This window comes from Paenibacillus sp. sgz302114 (genome assembly GCF_056120345.1).
Window position 1 is genome coordinate 136,364 of record NZ_JBVYOI010000002.1, and the last position, 19,401, is coordinate 155,764.

At 51.2% G+C, this 19,401-nt stretch carries 16 protein-coding genes; 9 read left to right on the plus strand and 7 right to left on the minus strand.

The window, feature by feature from the left end:
* Window positions 1-127: 127 nt before the first annotated feature.
* Together mtnK and mtnA are read left to right on the plus strand one after the other, a co-directional pair.
* Window positions 128-1,348, plus strand: coding sequence for an S-methyl-5-thioribose kinase (gene mtnK, locus AC0LWF_RS05670; RefSeq protein WP_474650589.1), 1,221 nt, complete (start codon window positions 128-130; stop codon window positions 1,346-1,348).
* Between the two features lie 24 nt (window positions 1,349-1,372).
* Entirely contained in the window at window positions 1,373-2,437 is a 1,065-nt protein-coding gene (gene mtnA, locus AC0LWF_RS05675; RefSeq protein ID WP_474650590.1) for an S-methyl-5-thioribose-1-phosphate isomerase, read from the plus strand.
* An 84-nt stretch (window positions 2,438-2,521) separates the two neighbouring features.
* On the opposite strand, the gene AC0LWF_RS05680 is transcribed toward mtnA, so the two are convergent.
* Window positions 2,522-2,827: a YunC family protein gene (locus AC0LWF_RS05680; protein WP_474650591.1), complete on the minus strand. Its 306-nt coding sequence runs from the start codon at window positions 2,825-2,827 to the stop codon at window positions 2,522-2,524.
* 208 nt (window positions 2,828-3,035) lie between these two features.
* On the opposite strand from AC0LWF_RS05680, the gene AC0LWF_RS05685 reads away from it, so the two are divergent.
* Window positions 3,036-3,503: a hypothetical protein gene (locus AC0LWF_RS05685; protein ID WP_474650592.1), complete on the plus strand. Its 468-nt coding sequence runs from the start codon at window positions 3,036-3,038 to the stop codon at window positions 3,501-3,503.
* Window positions 3,504-3,675: 172 nt separating this feature from the next.
* A complete protein-coding gene (locus tag AC0LWF_RS05690) occupies window positions 3,676-5,679 on the plus strand; it encodes a methyl-accepting chemotaxis protein (RefSeq protein ID WP_474650593.1) in 2,004 nt (667 codons plus the stop codon).
* On the opposite strand, the gene AC0LWF_RS05695 is transcribed toward AC0LWF_RS05690, so the two are convergent.
* Window positions 5,670-6,056: a DUF423 domain-containing protein gene (locus AC0LWF_RS05695; RefSeq protein WP_474650594.1), complete on the minus strand. Its 387-nt coding sequence runs from the start codon at window positions 6,054-6,056 to the stop codon at window positions 5,670-5,672. The genes AC0LWF_RS05690 and AC0LWF_RS05695 overlap by 10 nt on opposite strands.
* A 93-nt stretch (window positions 6,057-6,149) precedes the next feature.
* Here AC0LWF_RS05695 and AC0LWF_RS05700 point away from each other — a divergent pair, with 93 nt between their 5' ends.
* Window positions 6,150-6,602, plus strand: a complete 453-nt coding sequence (locus tag AC0LWF_RS05700; RefSeq protein ID WP_474650595.1) for a hypothetical protein — start codon at window positions 6,150-6,152, stop codon at window positions 6,600-6,602.
* A 61-nt stretch (window positions 6,603-6,663) separates the two neighbouring features.
* Here the strand turns inward: AC0LWF_RS05700 and AC0LWF_RS05705 are convergent, their stop codons facing one another.
* Both AC0LWF_RS05705 and AC0LWF_RS05710 read right to left on the minus strand, forming a co-directional pair.
* Window positions 6,664-7,458, minus strand: a complete 795-nt coding sequence (locus AC0LWF_RS05705) for a phytanoyl-CoA dioxygenase family protein (RefSeq protein WP_474650596.1) — start codon at window positions 7,456-7,458, stop codon at window positions 6,664-6,666.
* A gap of 213 nt (window positions 7,459-7,671) precedes the next feature.
* Window positions 7,672-8,841, minus strand: a complete 1,170-nt coding sequence (locus AC0LWF_RS05710) for a GntR family transcriptional regulator (protein ID WP_474650597.1) — start codon at window positions 8,839-8,841, stop codon at window positions 7,672-7,674.
* A gap of 186 nt (window positions 8,842-9,027) precedes the next feature.
* On the opposite strand from AC0LWF_RS05710, the gene AC0LWF_RS05715 reads away from it, so the two are divergent.
* From AC0LWF_RS05715 to yhbH, 3 genes are all read left to right on the plus strand, one after another.
* Window positions 9,028-10,269: a DUF2157 domain-containing protein gene (locus tag AC0LWF_RS05715; protein WP_474650598.1), complete on the plus strand. Its 1,242-nt coding sequence runs from the start codon at window positions 9,028-9,030 to the stop codon at window positions 10,267-10,269.
* A complete protein-coding gene (locus AC0LWF_RS05720) occupies window positions 10,256-10,795 on the plus strand; it encodes a GDYXXLXY domain-containing protein (protein ID WP_474650599.1) in 540 nt (179 codons plus the stop codon). Before AC0LWF_RS05715 ends, AC0LWF_RS05720 begins: the two co-directional genes overlap by 14 nt.
* A 117-nt stretch (window positions 10,796-10,912) precedes the next feature.
* Window positions 10,913-12,073 (plus strand): sporulation protein YhbH, encoded by a 1,161-nt coding sequence (yhbH, locus tag AC0LWF_RS05725; protein ID WP_474650600.1) that lies wholly within the window; start codon window positions 10,913-10,915, stop codon window positions 12,071-12,073.
* 620 nt (window positions 12,074-12,693) lie between these two features.
* Here yhbH and AC0LWF_RS05730 read toward each other — a convergent pair.
* Complete coding sequence (locus tag AC0LWF_RS05730) at window positions 12,694-13,932, minus strand: MFS transporter (RefSeq protein WP_474650601.1); 1,239 nt, start codon at window positions 13,930-13,932, stop codon at window positions 12,694-12,696.
* 169 nt (window positions 13,933-14,101) lie between these two features.
* Here AC0LWF_RS05730 and AC0LWF_RS05735 point away from each other — a divergent pair, with 169 nt between their 5' ends.
* Window positions 14,102-15,967 (plus strand): LTA synthase family protein, encoded by a 1,866-nt coding sequence (locus AC0LWF_RS05735; RefSeq protein ID WP_474650602.1) that lies wholly within the window; start codon window positions 14,102-14,104, stop codon window positions 15,965-15,967.
* 87 nt (window positions 15,968-16,054) lie between these two features.
* Here the strand turns inward: AC0LWF_RS05735 and AC0LWF_RS05740 are convergent, their stop codons facing one another.
* Window positions 16,055-17,308 carry an ATP-binding protein gene (locus AC0LWF_RS05740; RefSeq protein ID WP_474650603.1) on the minus strand — a complete coding sequence of 418 codons (1,254 nt, stop codon included), beginning with the start codon at window positions 17,306-17,308 and terminating at the stop codon, window positions 16,055-16,057.
* Window positions 17,309-17,431: 123 nt separating this feature from the next.
* Window positions 17,432-19,363, minus strand: a complete 1,932-nt coding sequence (abc-f, locus tag AC0LWF_RS05745) for a ribosomal protection-like ABC-F family protein (RefSeq protein ID WP_474650604.1) — start codon at window positions 19,361-19,363, stop codon at window positions 17,432-17,434.
* Between the last annotated feature and the right edge of the window lie 38 nt (window positions 19,364-19,401).

Genomic DNA, 19,401 nt, shown 5'->3' on the forward strand with positions numbered 1-19,401 from the left:
AACAACCATTATAGCAAATCAAGGTGTTCGAAAGCGAAAAAATTCGCTATACTATACATATTTGCGGATCAGCCTACACATGGCAGTCTAGCTCGAAGCTTTATTACGACCCGGAGGTGTGCTATAGATGTCTACGTATCATCCGTTAAACGAAGCAGAAGCAATCGAAATCGCTCGTACGCTTGATGGTGTTTTTGCCCCAGGCGCAGAGCTGAATTGCCGTGAAATCGGCGATGGCAACTTGAATTTGGTGTTCCATATTTCCGATCCGGCAAAGGGCAGCAGCATTATTATGAAGCAGGCACTCCCATACGCCAAAGTAGTCGGCGAATCATGGCCGCTCACGCTCGACCGCGCTCGTATCGAGAGTGAAGCGCTTATTCTCGAAGGCAAGCTTGCTCCAGGGCTTGTTCCAGCCGTATATCTATACGACAAGGACCTTGCGCTAACTATAATGGAAGACCTCAGTGACCATGTCATCATGAGGCAGGGATTGATTAATGGCGGACGTTACCCGCTGTTTGCCGATCATATCTCGAGCTTCATGGCGCAGACGCTATTTTATACCTCGGATCTTGGACATAATCAACAGGAGAAGAAGCTGCGCATGGCAAGCTTCATCAATCCAGAGCTTTGCAAAATCACCGAAGATCTTATCTTCGACGACCCTTATACGAATGCCGAAACGAACAGCTTCGAAGAGGCGATTCGCGATGAAGCAGAAGCTCTCTGGAATGATGGCGAGCTCCATCTTGAAGTGGCGCTGCTGCGCGAGAAATTCCTGACACAATCGCAGGCGCTGCTTCACGGTGACCTGCATACAGGCAGTATCTTTATCACGCCAGAATCGACGAAAGTTATCGATCCGGAGTTCGCCTACTATGGCCCGATGGGCTTTGACATCGGCGCCGTTATTGCCAACCTGCTGCTGAACTATGCAGCACGCGAAGGACGCGACAGCAACGAGTCGCAGCGTGAAAAGTACCGCGCTTACTTGCTAGAGACGGTCAAGGACGTATGGAACCAGTTCCACAGCAAGTTCCTTGCTCTGTGGGATGCGCATGGCGTTGACCGCCTAGCTGCGGCTGCTTCAGGCTACAAAGCGAACTACATGCGGCGCCTGCTGCAGGACACGATCGGGTTCGCAGGCTGCAAAATGGTTCGCCGTATCGTAGGTCTCGCGCATGTAGCGGACATTGATAAGATCGAAGATGCAGCTGCACGCGAACGCGCGCAACGACTAGCGCTCAGCATCGGCAAATCGCTCATTAAGCAGGGACGCAAAGCCGCTTCCATCGAAGAGCTTATCGATACGGCGCTCTCGGCTTCGACTGCTGTCAAGGCATAAAAGAAAGGTAGGAATCCCCTAACTATGACTACGGAAACAACGAGTTATAAAGGTTTACAATCCGTCATTTGGGCTGGCGTGCAATTGGATTTGCTCGATCAGCGTCTTCTGCCGGAAGAGATCGTCTATCTTCCACTTGTAACGACACAAGATGTATGGGAAGCCATTCGCCATCTGAAAGTACGCGGAGCTCCAGCAATCGGCATTGCCGCTGCATATGGCGTTGTGCTCGGCAGCCGCGACGCTAGCGAGGCTGGTGCCTGGCTGACAGCTGTGAAAGAAGCAGCTGCGCACCTTGCCACTTCCCGCCCGACAGCCGTGAACCTGTTCTGGGCGCTTGATCGGATGAGCGCACGCGCGGATGCTCTTGCTGCTGACGGCAGCGATCTCGCTGCCTGCAAGGAAGCGCTCCTGCAAGAAGCGATTAATATTCAAAGCGAAGACGAAGAGACGAACCGTCTCATCGGCGAGCACGCGCTTACGCTATTCCAAGACGGAATGGGCGTTCTGACACACTGCAACGCCGGCGGACTCGCAACTGCTAAATACGGCACAGCGCTCGCGCCTTTCTATCTCGCATTGGAGCAAGGCATCCATCTGCGCGTGTTTGCGGATGAGACGCGTCCAGTGTTGCAAGGCGCCAGGCTGACAGCGTTCGAACTGCAGCAAGCAGGCGTTGACGTTACGCTTATCTGCGACAACATGGCCGGCATGGTCATGAGCAAGGGCTGGATCGATGCCGTTATCGTCGGCACGGACCGCGTTGCCGCAAACGGTGATGTAGCGAACAAGATCGGCACTTACAGCGTTGCTGTTCTTGCCAAAGCGCACGGCATTCCATTCTATGTCGCTAGTCCGCTCTCGACGATCGATCTGAACACGCCGTCCGGCTCGGAGATTCCAATTGAAGAGCGCCATGCGGAAGAAATTACAGAAGGCTTCGGCAAACGGACAGCGCCTGTTGGCGTCAAAGTGTTCAATCCGGCCTTCGACGTTACGCCAAACGAGTATGTAACTGCAATTATTACGGAGAAGGGCATCGTGAAGCCTCCGTATAACGTGAATCTTAAAAAGCTATTCAACAGCTAATTCACGCTTCAAGCAATAAATAAGGGTCGCCTGGCAACAGCAGATGCTGCTGCCTGAGGCGGCCCTTTATTAATGTTGATCGTTCTATATCATTAACAGCAGCGCGTCCGCACCTTTCATGCCAGGCTTTATGCCAAGCGCCTCCGCTGCGATTGTCACCGACTCAAGCGGCGCAGCCATCAGCTCTTCCAGCGTTTTGACACCGACTGCACGCCCCGCAATGATGCCTCTATCTTTCAACCGTTCATTCAGAAGCGAGACATCGAGCGCCCCGCACATGATGTACCCTTTATCCGTCGTCACCGCAAGCAAAGTCGTTTTGGGCAGAAGCACTTCTACGCCAAGAACCGTTGTTTGGTCTGCGAGCACAATTGGAACCATCCGCATCAAACGAAAACCACCTCCTTCTACCCGCAAGCGCTTTTAGCTCATCGTTACATTTTCCTTTTCACTATATGCTCGCGCTTGCCGGTGAGTGTTGCGTCAGCCTGACCAAACGCGCCTGCTTTTTTACTGCAAAAAATCAATTCGGGACACTACAATATTTGTAGCGATAATGATATAGTTAGAATACTTTATGACGTCATGGAGTGGCACAATGAATCAATCAGATAAACTTCAAAAGCAAACATCCGCTCATTTATTCAATGTTGACATTCTTGTGCAAGGTGACAGCAACGCCATTGCGATGGAGAGGCTGCTTCATGCGCTGAACCAAGCAGGGTTTGCTGATTTTCGCATTCAATCCGGCATTGAGCTCGGCCGGCTGATTGAGACGCTTGAAACAAGCGCTGCGAATAAGCCAAAGGATACTAAAGCATCGAAGGCAGGCCAGAAGGCTGAAGCTGCCGCAGCGGCTACGGCTTTTAGCACGGAACGAATTAAGGCTTGCATCGCAGAGAACCGTTTAATCCGGCTAACGGCGAACAAGGGCTTCGGGAAGAATCTAAACATGCCATGCCGCATCCTCAACCTTGATGAAGCGTCACAGATGATAACCGTCTACCATGTCGATGAGAAGCAGGTCTATGCGTTCGCGCTTTCCGAAATTGAAGAGTTTGTATAAGACGATCATGAAGCCGAGCTGCGCCTAATAAGCGCACTTGGCTTTTCTTTTGCCACATTGCAAGGACTTTCGACATAGGTATTGATAATCATGTCGTCTGCTGTCAAAATAAGTGGAAGAGTTTAGGTGCTATTCCTATTTATTTTGGCGATCAAAGGAGACTTCATCTATTATGCGTTCTTTTTCTGTCCGTTCACAAATCATACTGCTCATCGCAGTAGTCCTGCTTGCGCCAATTACCGGTATAGGCCTCTACTATTATCACTCCATCACATCGAAGCTTGAGGTCATGGACCGCGGTGCTACCGACGAATCTGCCGCATCCGTAGAAGGAATGCTCACGATTCTCTCTTCTCATGTTATGGATGTAACCGTTACCAATTCCCACTGGGGAGACTATCGAACCGCGATGCTCACGCATGATCTCGAATGGATTACAGACAACGTGGCTGGCGCGGTCAATATTATACCAAATTTGGATTTTACCGTTTCGGCTGACTATGACGGCAACGTCGTGCTTCAGAGCGGCGACGTAGCGGATTTCATGGTTCCGAACATCAGCAAGCTCGGCATTGTGCAGAAAGCGAAGTCAGATGGCGATTTCTCAGGCCTGCTTGTTACGTCCAAAGGCATTGCGTTCATTGCCGCTTCAAAAATAAACGACGAAGAGAACAAGCTCTCCTCTCCCGGCGTACTCATCTTCGGCCGACTCCTTAATGCAGACGCATTGTCGTCCATTGCCAGCACGGTCGGCGTCGACGTATCGTTCTACTCGAAGCTTGGCGATACAGGCTGGATTGATTCGGACAAGGCTGGAGTTAAAGAAGCTGCTGTCGCTGAACAGCTCTACGATGATCAGATGAAATCGACTTCGCCGGGACAACCGATCATTGCGAGCTTGAACCAAACTGACCATCCTTATAGTGTCAAAATGTTGCCGGTAACCGATTATGCGGGCAAGCCGATCGGCGTTCTGTCGGTAGCCAGAGAGCTGCGCGTCAGCTCGGAAGTGGCATCGGGCTTAAGCAAGCTGAGTCTGCAAGCAGGTGCTGCCGCTCTCGTACTGATCGCGATTATCGGCTTCTTCATCGAACGCCGGATCATTACCCCGCTCAAACGGATCCATGCCTATTTGAAGTTAGTCGCTGAAGGCCGCTTGTCGGCTCAAGCTCCGGCAGGCGAATTGAAGCGCCGCGATGAAATCGGCTTTATTACCGGTACGCTGCAAACGACAGTGTCCGATCTGCATGATATTGTGAAAGGCATCGAAACGACGTCTACCTCCGCCTCTGGAACTGCAGCTGTCTTGTCAGGCGAGACCGAGGAAACTACGACAGGCATCGGACAGATCGTGGATCATATGCACATGCTGACCGAGGGTGCTGAAGCCCAGCTCGTCGGCGCGGCAAGCGGTACGAAAGCGATGTCCGGCATCGCAGACGGCATTCATCAAATCTACGAACGCACGATTTCGGTTACGCATAGCGCGACGGAGTCGACCGGATTCGCTGAGGATGGCCGCACGAGCATCAACAATGCTGTCGTACAGATGAACCAAGCAAGCGGCTCTGTGCAGCAGGTCGTGAATGATATGCAGAAGCTGGAGAAGCATTCGGAATCCATCGTGGAAATTGCCGAATGGATTGGCAAGATCGCGTCGCAGACGAATATTCTGGCTTTGAACGCGAACATCGAGGCTTCGCGAGCAGGTGAACATGGGAAGGGCTTTGCCGTTGTAGCGGACGAAGTGCGGAAGCTGGCCATGCAGGCAGGCGAAGCAGCCGGTCAGGTGCAGGAGCGAGTGACGACAATTCGCGAGCAGATCAAGGTTGCTGTCGCTCGCATTCAGCAGGGGCATATCGAGGTTAGCGAAGGCACACGGCTCGTTCAAACCGCCGAGCTTTCCTTCTCTCGCATCGCCGATTCGATCACTTCCATGAATGTGATGCTGCAGGAAGTGGCGGCGGCTACAGAAGAAATGACTGCCGGCAGCCAAGAGATGGCCGCGATGGTCGAGCAGACAGAAACCGTATCGCGAAATGCAGCGCAATTAACAAAAGAGGTGTCCGGCATCGCGGAAGCTAGAGCAGCCTCCGTGAACCGAATCACCTCTGTCATGAGTGAATTGAACGAACAGATTCAGGAGCTGGGCAGCAGCGTAGCCCGTTATTCCTGATTGCTCTTCGCTTTCCAAATTGCATAAGCAGCCATTGCCCACGCCACAATAAAGGCAAGGCCTCCAAAAGGCGTAATGATTCCCAGCGGCTTAATGCCGGACAAGCTAAGCGCATACAAGCTGCCCGAGAATAAGAAGATGCCGGTATGCATCAGCCGGGCAGCCCAGCGAATGCCGCGCTGTTGACCGATCCGGTCAGAAGCAAGCGCGATAAGTAGAAGTCCGATACCGTGGTACATATGATAGCGAACGCCTGTTTCGAATACGTTCAGCATTTCGGCTGTCAGCCGATCCTTCAAGCCGTGTGCGGCGAATGCGCCAAGCACAACAGCAACAAGGGCGTGGATGGCTCCATAAGCGCCATATTTATTAAACATGCCATTCTCCTTCCTTTCCGAATCCTATGATGTCTAAGTATAATTGGAACGATAGCAAACGATTGATAATGTGGATAAAGGAGATATCTTACGATGAATGAACATGACAATGGACAGCATTATGCGCCAGATCATTTCGATCCGGAGTCGTCTGAAATCGCGGCCGTACCCGTCAGAACCCAATCCAAGCTTGGCATAGCGTCATTTATACTTGGACTCATCAGCATTATCGGCTTCATCGTCGCCATCCTAGTTATAACATCATTTATTATGAACCACAACTTCCCTGACATCAACACCTTCAAGAATAGGGTTGAAGCGCAAGAAGAAGATCTGGCGGAATATGCGCCAATTATTATGGGCGGACTTATAGTCATTTTGTCGGGCATCGTCGGCATCGTGGGGCTTATTCTCGGCATTGTCGGCGTCTCTTCAAAGAACAAACGGAAGGCGTTCTCCATACTTGGCATCATATTGAATGCGATACTGCCAGTTGGCCTGATCGGCTTGTTCTTCATCGGCATCATTCTGGGAGGCTCGCAATAATAATAAAAGTGCCTAGAAGTTACGAAGCTTCTAGGCACTTTTTTTGTTTGCTTATTCCACTCTATTCGCCTGGCGCGTCAAACGGAGGCGGTTCGTAGCCAGCGCCAAATGGTGCATCCGGGCGATGGAATTCGCCCATCAGCGCACGACGCACCGGCGTCGTCCGGTCGAGGAACGCCTGCGAATTCTGCAGCCGATCCGACGGCTTCACCCATGGCGGGCTGTAAATGTAGTGCATCGTGTAGCGGTCATAGTCTCCGTCATGCGCATAAGTCCGATGCCATACGGCGTTGTGGAACAGCAGGACGTCGCCGGCTTTGGCACAGATGACATGGCCGATGGAGATATCGCCCTTCTCTTTGCGAATCGAATCCGGCATTGGCACCTGCGCGCGGTGGCTGCCGGGGATCAGCTCCATATTACCCATTCTCGGCAACGTCTGATCGGTCAGCAAGAATGACGCCCGAAGCTGAAGAAGCGGTATATGGAAGCTCAGCTTCTTGAAGTCATACGCGCCTGAGCCGTCCTGATGCCAGCCGCCCACCGGACCAAAGGCAGGCTGCTTCGTATTCCAGCCGGACTGCATAATGAAGCGGTCACCGTAGATACCTCTTACTTTCGGAATCACAGCCGGGTGATCCATCAGCTTCTCCAGAGCGAGCTCCGTTTCATAACCACGGCCAACTTGTCCGAACCCTTCGGTTCCAGCCGCATCGTGAATGCGTTTGGAAGCTTCCAGACATGCCTGCACTTCTTCTGCATTCAATACGTCAGGAATAATGATGTATCCCCATGATTCAAAAATAAAACGGTCTGTATCCGTAAGCTCTCCTTGTGCAACTACCGGGTTAAGCATTGAAGCATCTCTCCTAACTCTAGTTAATCATATGAGCTGCCAATTGTAATATACAATATGTCGTCATAATACTTCGAATGCCGAATTACTGTCAATGACTGGTTTTGTCGAAGCGTTAATAACTAGATTCGCCTTTTTTAGTAGACGATTTGCCCTGTTAAGCGCATTACAAAAAGATCCTTTCGCAAGGTTCTCCATACTTAGAAAGAAACGTTATTTGTTTGTACGCAGTGGCAGAGGCGCCGTTGACTGGCTCGGCACGAGATGCGGTTGAATGATGATTTTGCGGTACTTTGTTTCGCTCGATGAAAGACTGTGATGCTGCAGCAAATCAAGCAACTGCAAGGCGGCTGTTCGTCCAACTTCGTGCTCGTGCTGGTCAATGTAGGTGAAGAAGTTAAACTCCTTGCTCGGCGATATGCTGTCAAACGTGACGATCGACAGATCCTTCGGCACTTCCAGACCGAGGAAGCGAACAATCTTGTACAAATGCATGGCCATATAGCCATTTAAGGCGATATATGCAGTAGCAAGCCCGTTCTTGACATATCGGAAAAGCGGATGCTGCTGGTCAAGCTCTGCTTCATCATGATTGATGTGGAACTCCGTCAGCATGAGAGCCGGATTAATCATCTCGCCCCGCTCCTTGAGCGCTCTCATATAGCCGGAAACCCGCTGCTCGATCGTTGTCGTTGAGAGCGGCACATCCGAACAGATCGCAATGTCGCGATGACCAAGCTCGTATAGGTGATTAACCGCAAGACGCGATGCCTCCACGCCGTCTGAGCCGATGAAATGCGTATCAATACCGGACAAATACCGGTCAATAATGACGAATGGATACCGATCCAGCTTCAGGCGAAGAATCTCTTCGTTGTACGACTCCGCATCAACCGGGAAAATAATAAGACCCGCAGCGCCCATGCCGAGCAATTCACGAATCGCAACAGCTTCGCGTTCCGTTGAATTCTCCGAGAACATCAGGACGAGCTTATAGTCCGTCTGCGATAGTGCTTTCCTGATGCCGCCATTCAGACGAATCGAGAAGAAATCGCTTAAGTTAGGCATGATTAAGCCGATAATGCGGCGGGAGTCCGCTTGCTGAGTGCCTGCTTGTGTCGATGGGCCGCTGCCGCCCGTCATGTGGGCGAGCGGTTTCTTCATTTCCTGCACATAGCTGCCTTTGCCTTGAATCCGGTACAGCCAGCCTTCTTTCGCCAGTCCCGTTAGAGCGTTCGACACCGTAATGCGGCTTACATCGAACTTCTCCATCAATTCCTTCTCCGTGAGGATTTTGTCCCCGATCTTCCAGAAACCGGTCGTAATCTGATTCTTAATATATTCCTGGATGACCTGGTAGATTGGTATTCGTCCATCCTGCATACGAACCCTCCTATCCTTTTGTCTTTGTACCATTTTCATCCGTATTTGTATAGTTGTATTATAACGAATATAACATTTTGCACAAGCGCGAATTAGACTTATCTCCGGTACTAGGGAAAGTTAGTACTATGTTTTGCAAGAACGATGATTATACTGAAGGTAAGAAGCAAGAAAGAGGTGCCGCACATGGATAGAAAGTGGCTGCAGCAAGAAGGACAATCATGGACGCAGAAAGGCATTATTACATCAGAGCAATATCAGCGCATCCTGGCGCTCTACCCTCAGCAGAAGCGTGCGATCGGCATCATTCCGCTGCTAGGCAGCATTCTCGTCGGGCTCGGAATTCTCAGCTTTGTCGCTGCGAATTGGCAGCAAATCCCGCAGCTCATCCGGCTTCTCATCATAGCGGCGGCGATGATCGGCTTCTATACATCCGGCGAAGCTTTCCGCAGAAGAAGCTATGACAAGCTCGGCGTCGCTCTGATTGGGCTCGGCTTGCTGACCTTCGGAGCAGGCATTGTGCTCATCGGTCAAATGTTCCATTTGCAAGCATATGACGTTACATCATTTATCGCGTGGGGTACTGCAGGGCTTCTGTTAACGTGGCTCATTAAGAGCCGCTATCTCTTCATCATCACACTGCTCATCTTCACCTGCTTACAATGGTATAACTCAACGGAATTCAGCCAGTTCAGCTACGTTGCGTTTGCGATCATGATCATAGGGCTTGGCTTCTATTGGCTGCGCAGGCCAAATACGCTGCTCGCGTGGCTGCTCGCCGCAAGCTTCACGATTCAGAGCTTACTGCTTGTGACCGTACATGACTGGGCGTTCTCCTGGTTCTTCATTCCGGTCTGGCTGCTGTATACCGCTATGGATTGGACGAAGGAACGCAAATCGGTGTATCCGTTCCAAGCGATTCCGCTCGTCGCCGCTTTCGTGCACAATCTGTTTATCGTCCTGTTCTGGAATGATTCGAACGATTCCTCGTTCTTGAAGGACTTAGCCGCGCAGCCCGTTTGGTTCGCGCTTGCACTCGTGCTGTTCTGCGGGTTGTCTCTTGCAGGCAAGTATCGCAGCGGCCGACTATCCTCGGGCGTCGATTGGATTCTCGCGCTGCCCTTCTTCTACCTCGCTCATGGCGCGGATGCCGCTTACCTGATAACGCTGTTCCTTTTCTCCCTCTACCTGCTATGGCGGGGCTATGCGGAAGAATGGGCGGTCAAAATCAACCTCGGTACGCTGCTGTTCCTGACGAGCACGATGGCGGCTTACGGAAAGCTGGCATGGGATTTTATGGACAAATCAATCTTCTTCATCATCGGCGGCGTACTGCTGCTAGCGCTTAGCTGGTTCTTGAACCGGCGAAAAAAACAGTTTTTGACCGAGTTGCATGATGAGGAGGAACATCGCCATGACGACAAATAACCGCTCTAAACGTGGCGGGACCTTCTGGCTCATAGTGGTCGTTGCGATGCAGCTTCTCTTCCTCTCCGGCATTGTTCTCTACCACTACTCGGCGCTCTGGGTAGGCAAAGAAATCCGGCTGCAGACCGCTCCGGTCGATCCACGCGACCAGCTCTACGGCGATTATGTACAGCTTAATTACAAAATTAATAATGCAGATTGGTCGAAGTGGAAGGCCGAGGGGCGGAAAGCAGAGCGCGGCGATAACGTGTATGTGCTTTTGCAGGAAGCTGGTGCTGGTGGTTTGTATGAGATGCAAGGTGTCTATCGCAGCAAACCTTCTCACGGCGCGGACGAGGCAGTATTGAAAGGCCGCGTACAGTACGTCACTGACGAGACGATCCGTATCCATTACGGGCTGGAGCAGTATTACGTATCAGAGAATACGGGAAAATCACTGGAGGAGCGCGCGCGTTCAGGCGATCTCGTCGTCGATGTGAAAGCCGCCCCTTGGGGAAGCGTGGCTATTGAAAGAATAGAGCCTTAAGTCCGTCCCGATTGACAGATTGCTAGAAGCTCCGCGCTTTTTCGTTCACATAACCGTCCGAGTCTTGAATAGAATGAATAACAACAAGCTTAAACGGTATGAGGAGGTGCTGGAGGCATGGCAGATAATGAGGGAACGCTTTACACCGTGTCGCGTGAGGATTGGTCGCTTCATCGCAAAGGGCATCAGGATCAGGCGAGACACCAACAGAAGGTTCGCGAGGCGATCAAACAGAACTTACCCGATCTTGTATCGGAAGAGAACATTGTCATGTCCGACGGGAAGCATGTCATTAAAGTACCGATTCGCAGTCTCGACGAGTACCGCTTCGTCTATAATTTCAACAAAAATAAGCATGTCGGCCAAGGCGACGGCGACAGCCAAGTCGGCGACGTGCTCGGCGTCGACCCCGCTTCCGCTCAGAAAGGCGGCAAGGGCGAGAACGCCGGCGATCAGCCAGGCGACGATATTGTCGAAGCAGAGATCAGCCTAGCGGAGCTGGAGACGATGCTCTTCGAGGAGCTGGAGCTGCCGTTCCTGAAGCAGAAGGATCGCGATCAGCTGGAGACCAAAGAGATTCGTTTTAACGATATACGGAAAAAAGGGATCATGTCCAACATCGATAAGAAACGGACGATCCTCGAGAACCTGAAGCGGAATGCGACGCATGGCGATCCTGGCATCCACGGCATTTCGCCGGATGACTTGCGGTATAAGACGTGGGAGGAAATTATAAAGCCGCAGTCCAATGCCGTTATTCTGGCAATGATGGACACGAGCGGATCGATGGGCTCCTTCGAGAAGTACGTGGCGCGCAGCTTCTTCTTCTGGATGACTCGCTTCCTGCGGCACCAATATGAGAATGTGGAGATTGTGTTTATCGCGCATCACACCGAGGCGAAGGAAGTTACCGAGGAGGAGTTCTTCACCCGCGGCGAGAGCGGCGGAACGATCTGTTCGTCGGCGTATATTAAGGCAATCGATATTATCGACAGCCGGTTTCCTCCATCGGTGTACAACATTTATCCGTTCCACTTCTCCGACGGCGACAACCTAACGAGCGACAACGAGCGCTGCGTGAAGCTGATCGGCGAGCTGCTCAAACGCGCGAATCTGTTCGGCTATGGCGAGGTGAACCAATACAACCGCTCCAGCACGCTAATGTCGGCCTACAAGCACATCAACCTGCCGAACTTCATGCACTACGTCATCCGCGAGAAAGGCGAAGTGTACAACGCGCTGAAGTCGTTCTTCCGCAAGCGGGAGTTGGTTGTTTAGTGGATTCGAACGGGACTAACGTTCCACGTATGAAGACCTCCGTTCCACGTTAGTGGGCGGAGGTCTTTTCGTTGTTTCGCGTTGGCAGAGCTGTTGGCTTTCTATTCAGTCGCCCCCGCTCCGTTGCAGCTTATATGCCGGACCTTTCTGCTCCACTGTGATGGCGGCGAGTAACGATAGAATGCTTCAGAACCTCGATCACTTGGCTACTTGCATCAATTTCGTACGCTCGCTGTGCACTAAAGCAATCTAACTGCACACCTGAATTTCTAACGAATCCTATACACGCTATTCGACCGATTCTCGACGTTTTACAATTCTAACGAATCTCACAAGCGCTATTCGATCAAAAAGTGGCTTTTCTGCTCAAAAACCACGAAATAACGATGCTGAGGTTCTTTAGAATTCCAAAATGGCGATTTTAAGGCAAATAAGCTCAATACGATTCGTTAGAATGATCGAGCAAGGAACGCAGGAGATGGATAGAAGAAAATGAGGCAGTTTCAGCGAATGAAACGACTCTGGGGCCCTTCTACTGCTCAGAATTAAAAAAAGCCCCTACCCCCACGAATCCATCGTGACAATAGAAGCTCTTGCTCATTTTATTGAAATTATTCCACTCACACCTGCTCCACTTTCCGCACTTTCCCAGACGAGCTCCGGCTGTACAACATAAACGTCAGAACCCCCGCAATACCAAAAAGCGCCGACGCATACAGAATATCTGCGATCGGGATGACCTCCGACAGCGTCGTGCTGAGCAGCGGTCCGATCGTGCCGCGGATGCCGAATAGCATGAGATGCAGTCCGAACACGATCACTTCGCGTCCAGGAGCGAGGCGCAGCATATAGGCGAGGAAGCCGATGTCCCAGATCGCATCGCCAATTCCTTGCATGCCGCTGCCGATTAGCACCGCCGGATAATTACCGAATATGGCGTAGAGCAGCGGGACCGTTGCAAAAGCAGCAAAACCGAACACGACCGTATGCTTGGCTGACAGTTTATCAATAACGCTGCCGACGATCATATAGGACACGAGCAGGCACGAGAAATACGCAATGCGCGCGAAGCCGATCTCGGTATTCGTCAGCTCTAAGTGGTTAACTTGAATAATCTGATACAACGGATTCGCAACGAGATTGCCGAAACCGCTGAACATGCAAGCGAGGAAGAAGATGCCGATCTCCGGTTTCTGCTTAATAAGCTGCAGCTGTTCGGGGAGCGACGCCCGTTTCTTGGCTTGTCCAACGCTCGGCGGAACTTTGCGGGCTTTGACCTGATTGAAGACCAGAATCGAGATGACTCCTGTCACGGAAGCGAAGAGCAGCGGACCAGACGGCCCGGAAACATCCGTCCACTTGCCAATGAAGAACGCCGTCGGAATCATAATCAATCCCATAGCAACCCTCGTATTCCCCATCAGCTTCCCGCGATGCTCAGGAGGATACATCCGCACAACTAACGAGGCATAGGCCGGCGCTTGAATTCCCATAAGCATGTGAAACATAAGCGCTGCACATACATAGACAAGCGGCACGCCGAAGAATGCAGGCAGCAGAATAAGCGCTCTGGCGATAAAGTTCGGCACGATGATAAACGGCTTCGGCGACTGCGAACGTTCAATCCAGCCTGCCCACATCGGGGAGAATAGCAGCCCGATTGCAGGCGCGGCCGACAAGAGGCCGACTTGAATATTCGATGCGCCTTGTTGGATCGCCATCGGGATATAGAACTGGTTGAAGACCACGTTGAAGAAGCTAAATAATAGGGAAGCGGTTACATCATAACTGAAATTATGCCAGGCTCTTGGCCCGAGCTGCAACCGAAGCGATGAGACCATCGCTCGAATACTAGTCATAGTAGAATCGTTACCCTTCATAGAGAATTCATAAGATATAAGTAGTATACACTTAAGCTGGGCCTTTGTGTGCATTTACCATTTTGACAAACTATCTAGCACAGGCGCATAATGTACGATGAGAGTTTATTATGGAACGACGCACATTAATTCGTAGGAGGATTTCATCATGCCGATAAGGCAACTTAAACGGCTGCTGCAGATGAGGCCGTTTCTTTTTTTCACACTCATTCTCGTTGTCAAAAGCATGCTAGCCTACCTCGTCATCTTCGACGGAGGCCCATCCTTAACGTTATTCATTACAGAGCTTCCTTTCTTCTGGCTCCTGTTCTGTTTAATCGAATGGTTCGCTACAAAACGCAAGCTCGCCCTGTACGTAACGGCCAACTTATTCGTGACGGCCATACTGTTTGCCGTCATCATGTATTATAAATATTTCGGCATTATCGTAACGTACCATGCACTTGAGCAAGCAAATCAGGTAACTGCGGTCAAGAGCAGCGTCTTCTCTCTTCTCGACCCTTATTATTTGTTTATTTTCCTCGATATTATCGTCTTTATCTTCCTGCTCCTTCGCAAGTCGAAGCTGCAGAATTGGAAGAAATTTAGCCAAGTGCCATTGAACAAAGCTGTCGTTTCGCTTGTGTTCATATGCTCGCTTGCGCTGTGCTTGTTCAACATCCTGCCCAACCGCGCCAGTATGAACGAATTGGTAAAGGCAGAGGATATGGGTATTCTTAATTATGAGCTCTACACGATCTTCGCAGATTCCAAAATGCCGGAAATTCCGATGGCCGATATTAATCAGCAAACGATCGATCAAGCAAAAGGTATTACGGAGCCGCAATCACCGAAGTACTGGAAGAGTGCATCCGGCAAAAACCTGATTATCGTTCAAATGGAGGCATTCCAGAATTTCCTGATCGACTTGAAAATAGACGGTCAAGAAATTACGCCGAATATGAACAAATTGGCGCATGAGCACCTGTACTTCCCTAACTTCTATCAACAAGTCGGACAAGGCAATACATCCGACGCTGAATTCGTCGTTAATACGTCGTATTACACGCCTCCAACCGGCGCCGCTACGATGATCTACAGCGACCGTAAGCTTCCGAGCCTGCCGCGTCTGGCCGAGGAGAACGGTTATCAAACCGCTACGTTCCATACGAATGTCGTTGACTTCTGGAATCGCAAAGAGTTGTACAATGCGCTAGGTTGGGACAAATATTACGATCAATCCTTCTTCGGAACGGACGATATGGTATTCTTCGGTCCATCCGATGAAGTGCTGTACAAGAAAACGGCGGAGCAGCTGGACACGATGCAGAAGTCGGGCAAGCCGTTCTATTCACAGCTTATAACGATGTCTTCCCATCACCCTTTTACGATTCCTAAGGGTAAATATAAGCTGGAGCTGCCTGATCGTTATGATGGCACTTTCGTCGGTGATTATATTCGTGCGCAGAACTACGCCGATTATTCACTGGGATTGTTTATTGATGACTTGAAGAAGCGCGGTCTGTGGGACAACAGCGTCTTCGTCATCTACGGCGACCACCTCGGTCTGCCGATCTACTCGCTTAATAATGATGATAAGGCGCTTATGCGGGAGATTTACGGTCATGATTATGGAGTGACGGATATGATTAACATACCGCTCATTATTTCAAGCCCAGGCATCAAGGAGCCGCATCAAGTGCTCCCGCAGCTCGGGGCGCAATCCGATATTATGCCGACTGTCTCGAATCTGCTTGGCTTCTCATTAGCCGATCACATTCACTTCGGACAAGACTTGCTTAATCAGACTTCGAATATGCTGCCGGAACGTTATTACTTGCCTTCCGGTTCGGTTATTACCGATCATGAGCTATTCATCCCAGGCACAGCCTATAAGGACGGTACGCATCACCCGCTGAAAGGGACCGTACAGACAAACTCCAGCACCTCGGAGGACCAGTACAACCGCGCACTCAAGCTGCTCCAGCTCTCAGACAGTTATGTGAGCCAGCTGCCGCCGGTCGATCAGCCTTAACCCGTCCTGCATGCAAAAGCACCGCTTCCCTAAGAGCCATTTCAGGCTGATAGAGAAGCGGTGCTCTTTTTTGTGTCATCCTTTGTGTCATCCATAGAGAACATAACGAATTTCGCAAATAGTGCCTTTTCCTGTTTTGCTGCTGAATACGATCTGACCACCCATCACCTTCACGAGACTGACGACGACCATGAGGCCAAGCCCAGTCCCTTTCTCCTTCGTCGTGAAGAATGGCATGCCGATGCGCTTCAGCTGCAGCTTGTTCATGCCGATGCCGGTATCTGCAATCTGGATATATACGTTCGATTGGACAACCCTGGTCGTAATGGTGAGCACACCGCCGCCTGGCATTGCCTCAATGGCGTTCTTAAGCAGATTGAGCAAGCACTGCTGAAACTTCTTCGGCTCCCCCATAATGTAGCAGCTCGCCTCTTGCTCATGGATGATCTTGATCTCGATGCTCGACATCACGGACAGCGGTGAAACCCACGGGATAAGCGCATTAATCTCTGCTTTCACATCAATCGGGCGCGCATCCTCAATCGACGGCTTCGCATAGTTCAAATAGTCGGTGATGATGGAATTGGCATGTTCAATGCCTTCAATCGCATGCGCCCGGTAGCGCTCCAGCGACTCGGTGTTAATATTCGGCTTGCCCATCATCTGCAGAAATCCTCGCGTCGTCGTTAACGGATTGCGGATTTCGTGCGAGATGGAAGCGGCGAGCTGACCGATCATATGGTATTTCTCCGCATTGTACAGCTCTTCTTGCATCCGCTCGTGATTCCTTACTTGATAGTATGCGAAGAATACGAGCGCAGCAGACAGGAACGTCCCCGCCAATATAACAGCAAGCGAGCTGAGTTCAACCTCATACCCGCGCTTATAGTAGATGCCAACATAAACAGCTTCGTAGATAGAGATAAGCAGCAGTGTCCTGTACATCAGCTGGCTGAGCTCACATGTACGAAGCCATCTGTGATGAAACAGAATGCCGAGCAGCAAGATTACGGAAGTGCCTACCACCGTCGCGACGGGCTCCGTCCCCACAATCCAATACCCGCATACAAGAAAAGCAGCCCAGGCAACCAATCCTGCCAACCAACCTTCAAACATGGCGCCAAGCGCGGTCGGAATCGGAATGAGATACAAAGCGAACACAAGAGGATCGGTCGTCTCCATCAGCATGTAACAGATGCTTAACAATACGAATATCGCGATGAACAGCAGGCCTCTCTGCTTAACCTTAACCATAGCAATCGGCTTTACAATGAGGATCATCATACATGCTGTTAAAATGTAAAGCAATCCATGAAATTCTTGCACCAAAATGGACAGCATAGCAGCAATATCGACTCCTCTTGATATAGACAAGTTCCCGTTAGGAAAATATAGTTATTTTTCCCTCTAACTATATCACATGGCCGTCCACTTACTACCAGTTTTTTCTCATAATTCGACAAATCATTGCTCAGCCCAGCACACATATAGCTCATTTAACTGCTGCTGCAGTTCTTCTCTATGCGCCCATCGCTTCGTTAGCTCCTCTGCTTGAAGCAGCATCGCCTGCTCCATGAGCTCTGCATCAAGCAAGGAGAGCTCCTTCTCCACCTGCTCAATGCGAGCTTCCAGCTTCGCCCCGTCCGCAGAAGAAGACGCCGACTTGGTTGGCTGCTTGTTGGAAGCGTGCATCGTCACTGATTGCGATGTCGCAGCTGGCTTTGCACGAACAGCCGCAGCCCAGGCGTTCTCTGCCGCAAGCAGCTGATCTCGCTTCGCAGCATAATCGTCATAGCTGCCCTGGTAAACATCTATTCGGCCGCTCCGCAGCTCCCAGATTTGACTCGCAAGCTTATTAATGAAGTAGCGATCATGTGAAATAGCAAGAATCGTACCCGGAAAATCCTCTAGCGCCTCTTCAAGCGCTTCCCTCGCCGCGATGTCCATATGGTTCGTCGGCTCATCGAGCAGGAGCAGGTTCGGTTTCCTCAGGATGAGAAGCGCAAGCCTAAGCCGCGTCCACTCGCCGCCAGAGAGCTGGCTAACACTCTTAAACACATCAGCACCATAGAAAAGATACCGGGCCAAGTGTGACCGCGCTTCGCCTTCCTCCATCGCTGCTTGCTCACGGAAATAAACGAGCATGCTCTTCTTATCGTCCGCCGGATACTCCTGCTGCGCCAAGTATCCGATCTCGACCCGCGCACCTACTTCAATCATACCGTCATCGGGCGACTCTTCCCCCGTAATCATTTTGAACAGCGTTGACTTCCCTGTGCCGTTGCGCCCGAGAAGCATGATCTTGTCACCGTACAGCAGCAAGCCATTCGCTTCGTTCAGCAGCTCTTTAGAGCCGTAACGCTTGCTCACGTTCGTCATCGTTACAACTCGCTTCCCCGAACGGTCCTCCGGCTTCAGCTGGAACTCAGCGCTCTTCGGATCAAGCACCGGCCGCTTCACCTTCTCCATTCGGTCCAGCGCCTTCTGCATCGAGGCCGCCCGGCGGAAGAACTTCTCGCCGCCGCCATTACGCCCCCACTCCGTCAGCTGCCTAATCGACTCTTTCATCTTCTTGATCTGCTTCTGCTGCTCTTGAAATTGGGCGAACTGCTGCAGCAGCCGCTCTTCCTTCTCCTTCACATAACCGCTGTAGTTCGCATGATAGCTCTGTGCTTCGCCATCCTCCAGCTCGATGATTTTGCTAACGACATGATCTAGAAAAGCCCGGTCATGCGAGACGACTAAACATGCGCCGTCGTAGCCGTTCAGATACGACTCCAGCCAAGCGACGCTCTGCAGATCCAGATGGTTCGTCGGCTCATCGAGCAGCAGCAGCTCCGGCTTGCTAATCAGCAGTGCGGCAAGCCCAATCTTCGTCTTCTCCCCGCCTGAGAGCGACGCATAGCTTCGTTCATACATCGCCTTCGGAATTTGCAGCCCGTTCGCCACCGTATCAATCCTCGCATCAAGCTCGTAGCCGCCCTCGATCTGGAACCGCTCCTGCAGCTTTGCATAATCGGCAAGCAGCCGTTCTAGGCGCTGCGAATCGCCTGCCACCGAATTTGGATCCGACATCTGCTGCTCCAGCTCCGTCATGCGAGCCTTGCACGCAAGCAGCTCTTTGCAGCTTGAGGCCAGCACGTCGTATACTAAACCGTCATCCCAATGCGCTGGTATTTGTGCCAAATAGCCGATTCGCAGCTCTTTACGTATCGTGAGCATGCCTTCGTCCGGCTTCGAGAGCTTGGCGATCAGCGAGATAAGCGTCGACTTACCGCTTCCATTGCGGCCGACCAGTCCGATACGCTCCTTCTCTTGCACTTCGAATGTCACGTCTTCGAGGACGAGGTTCGCCCCGTAATATTTTTTTATATGCCCGCCATTTACAATTATCATAATGGAATCCTCCTAATAAAGTCGGAAGCACCGCCTTA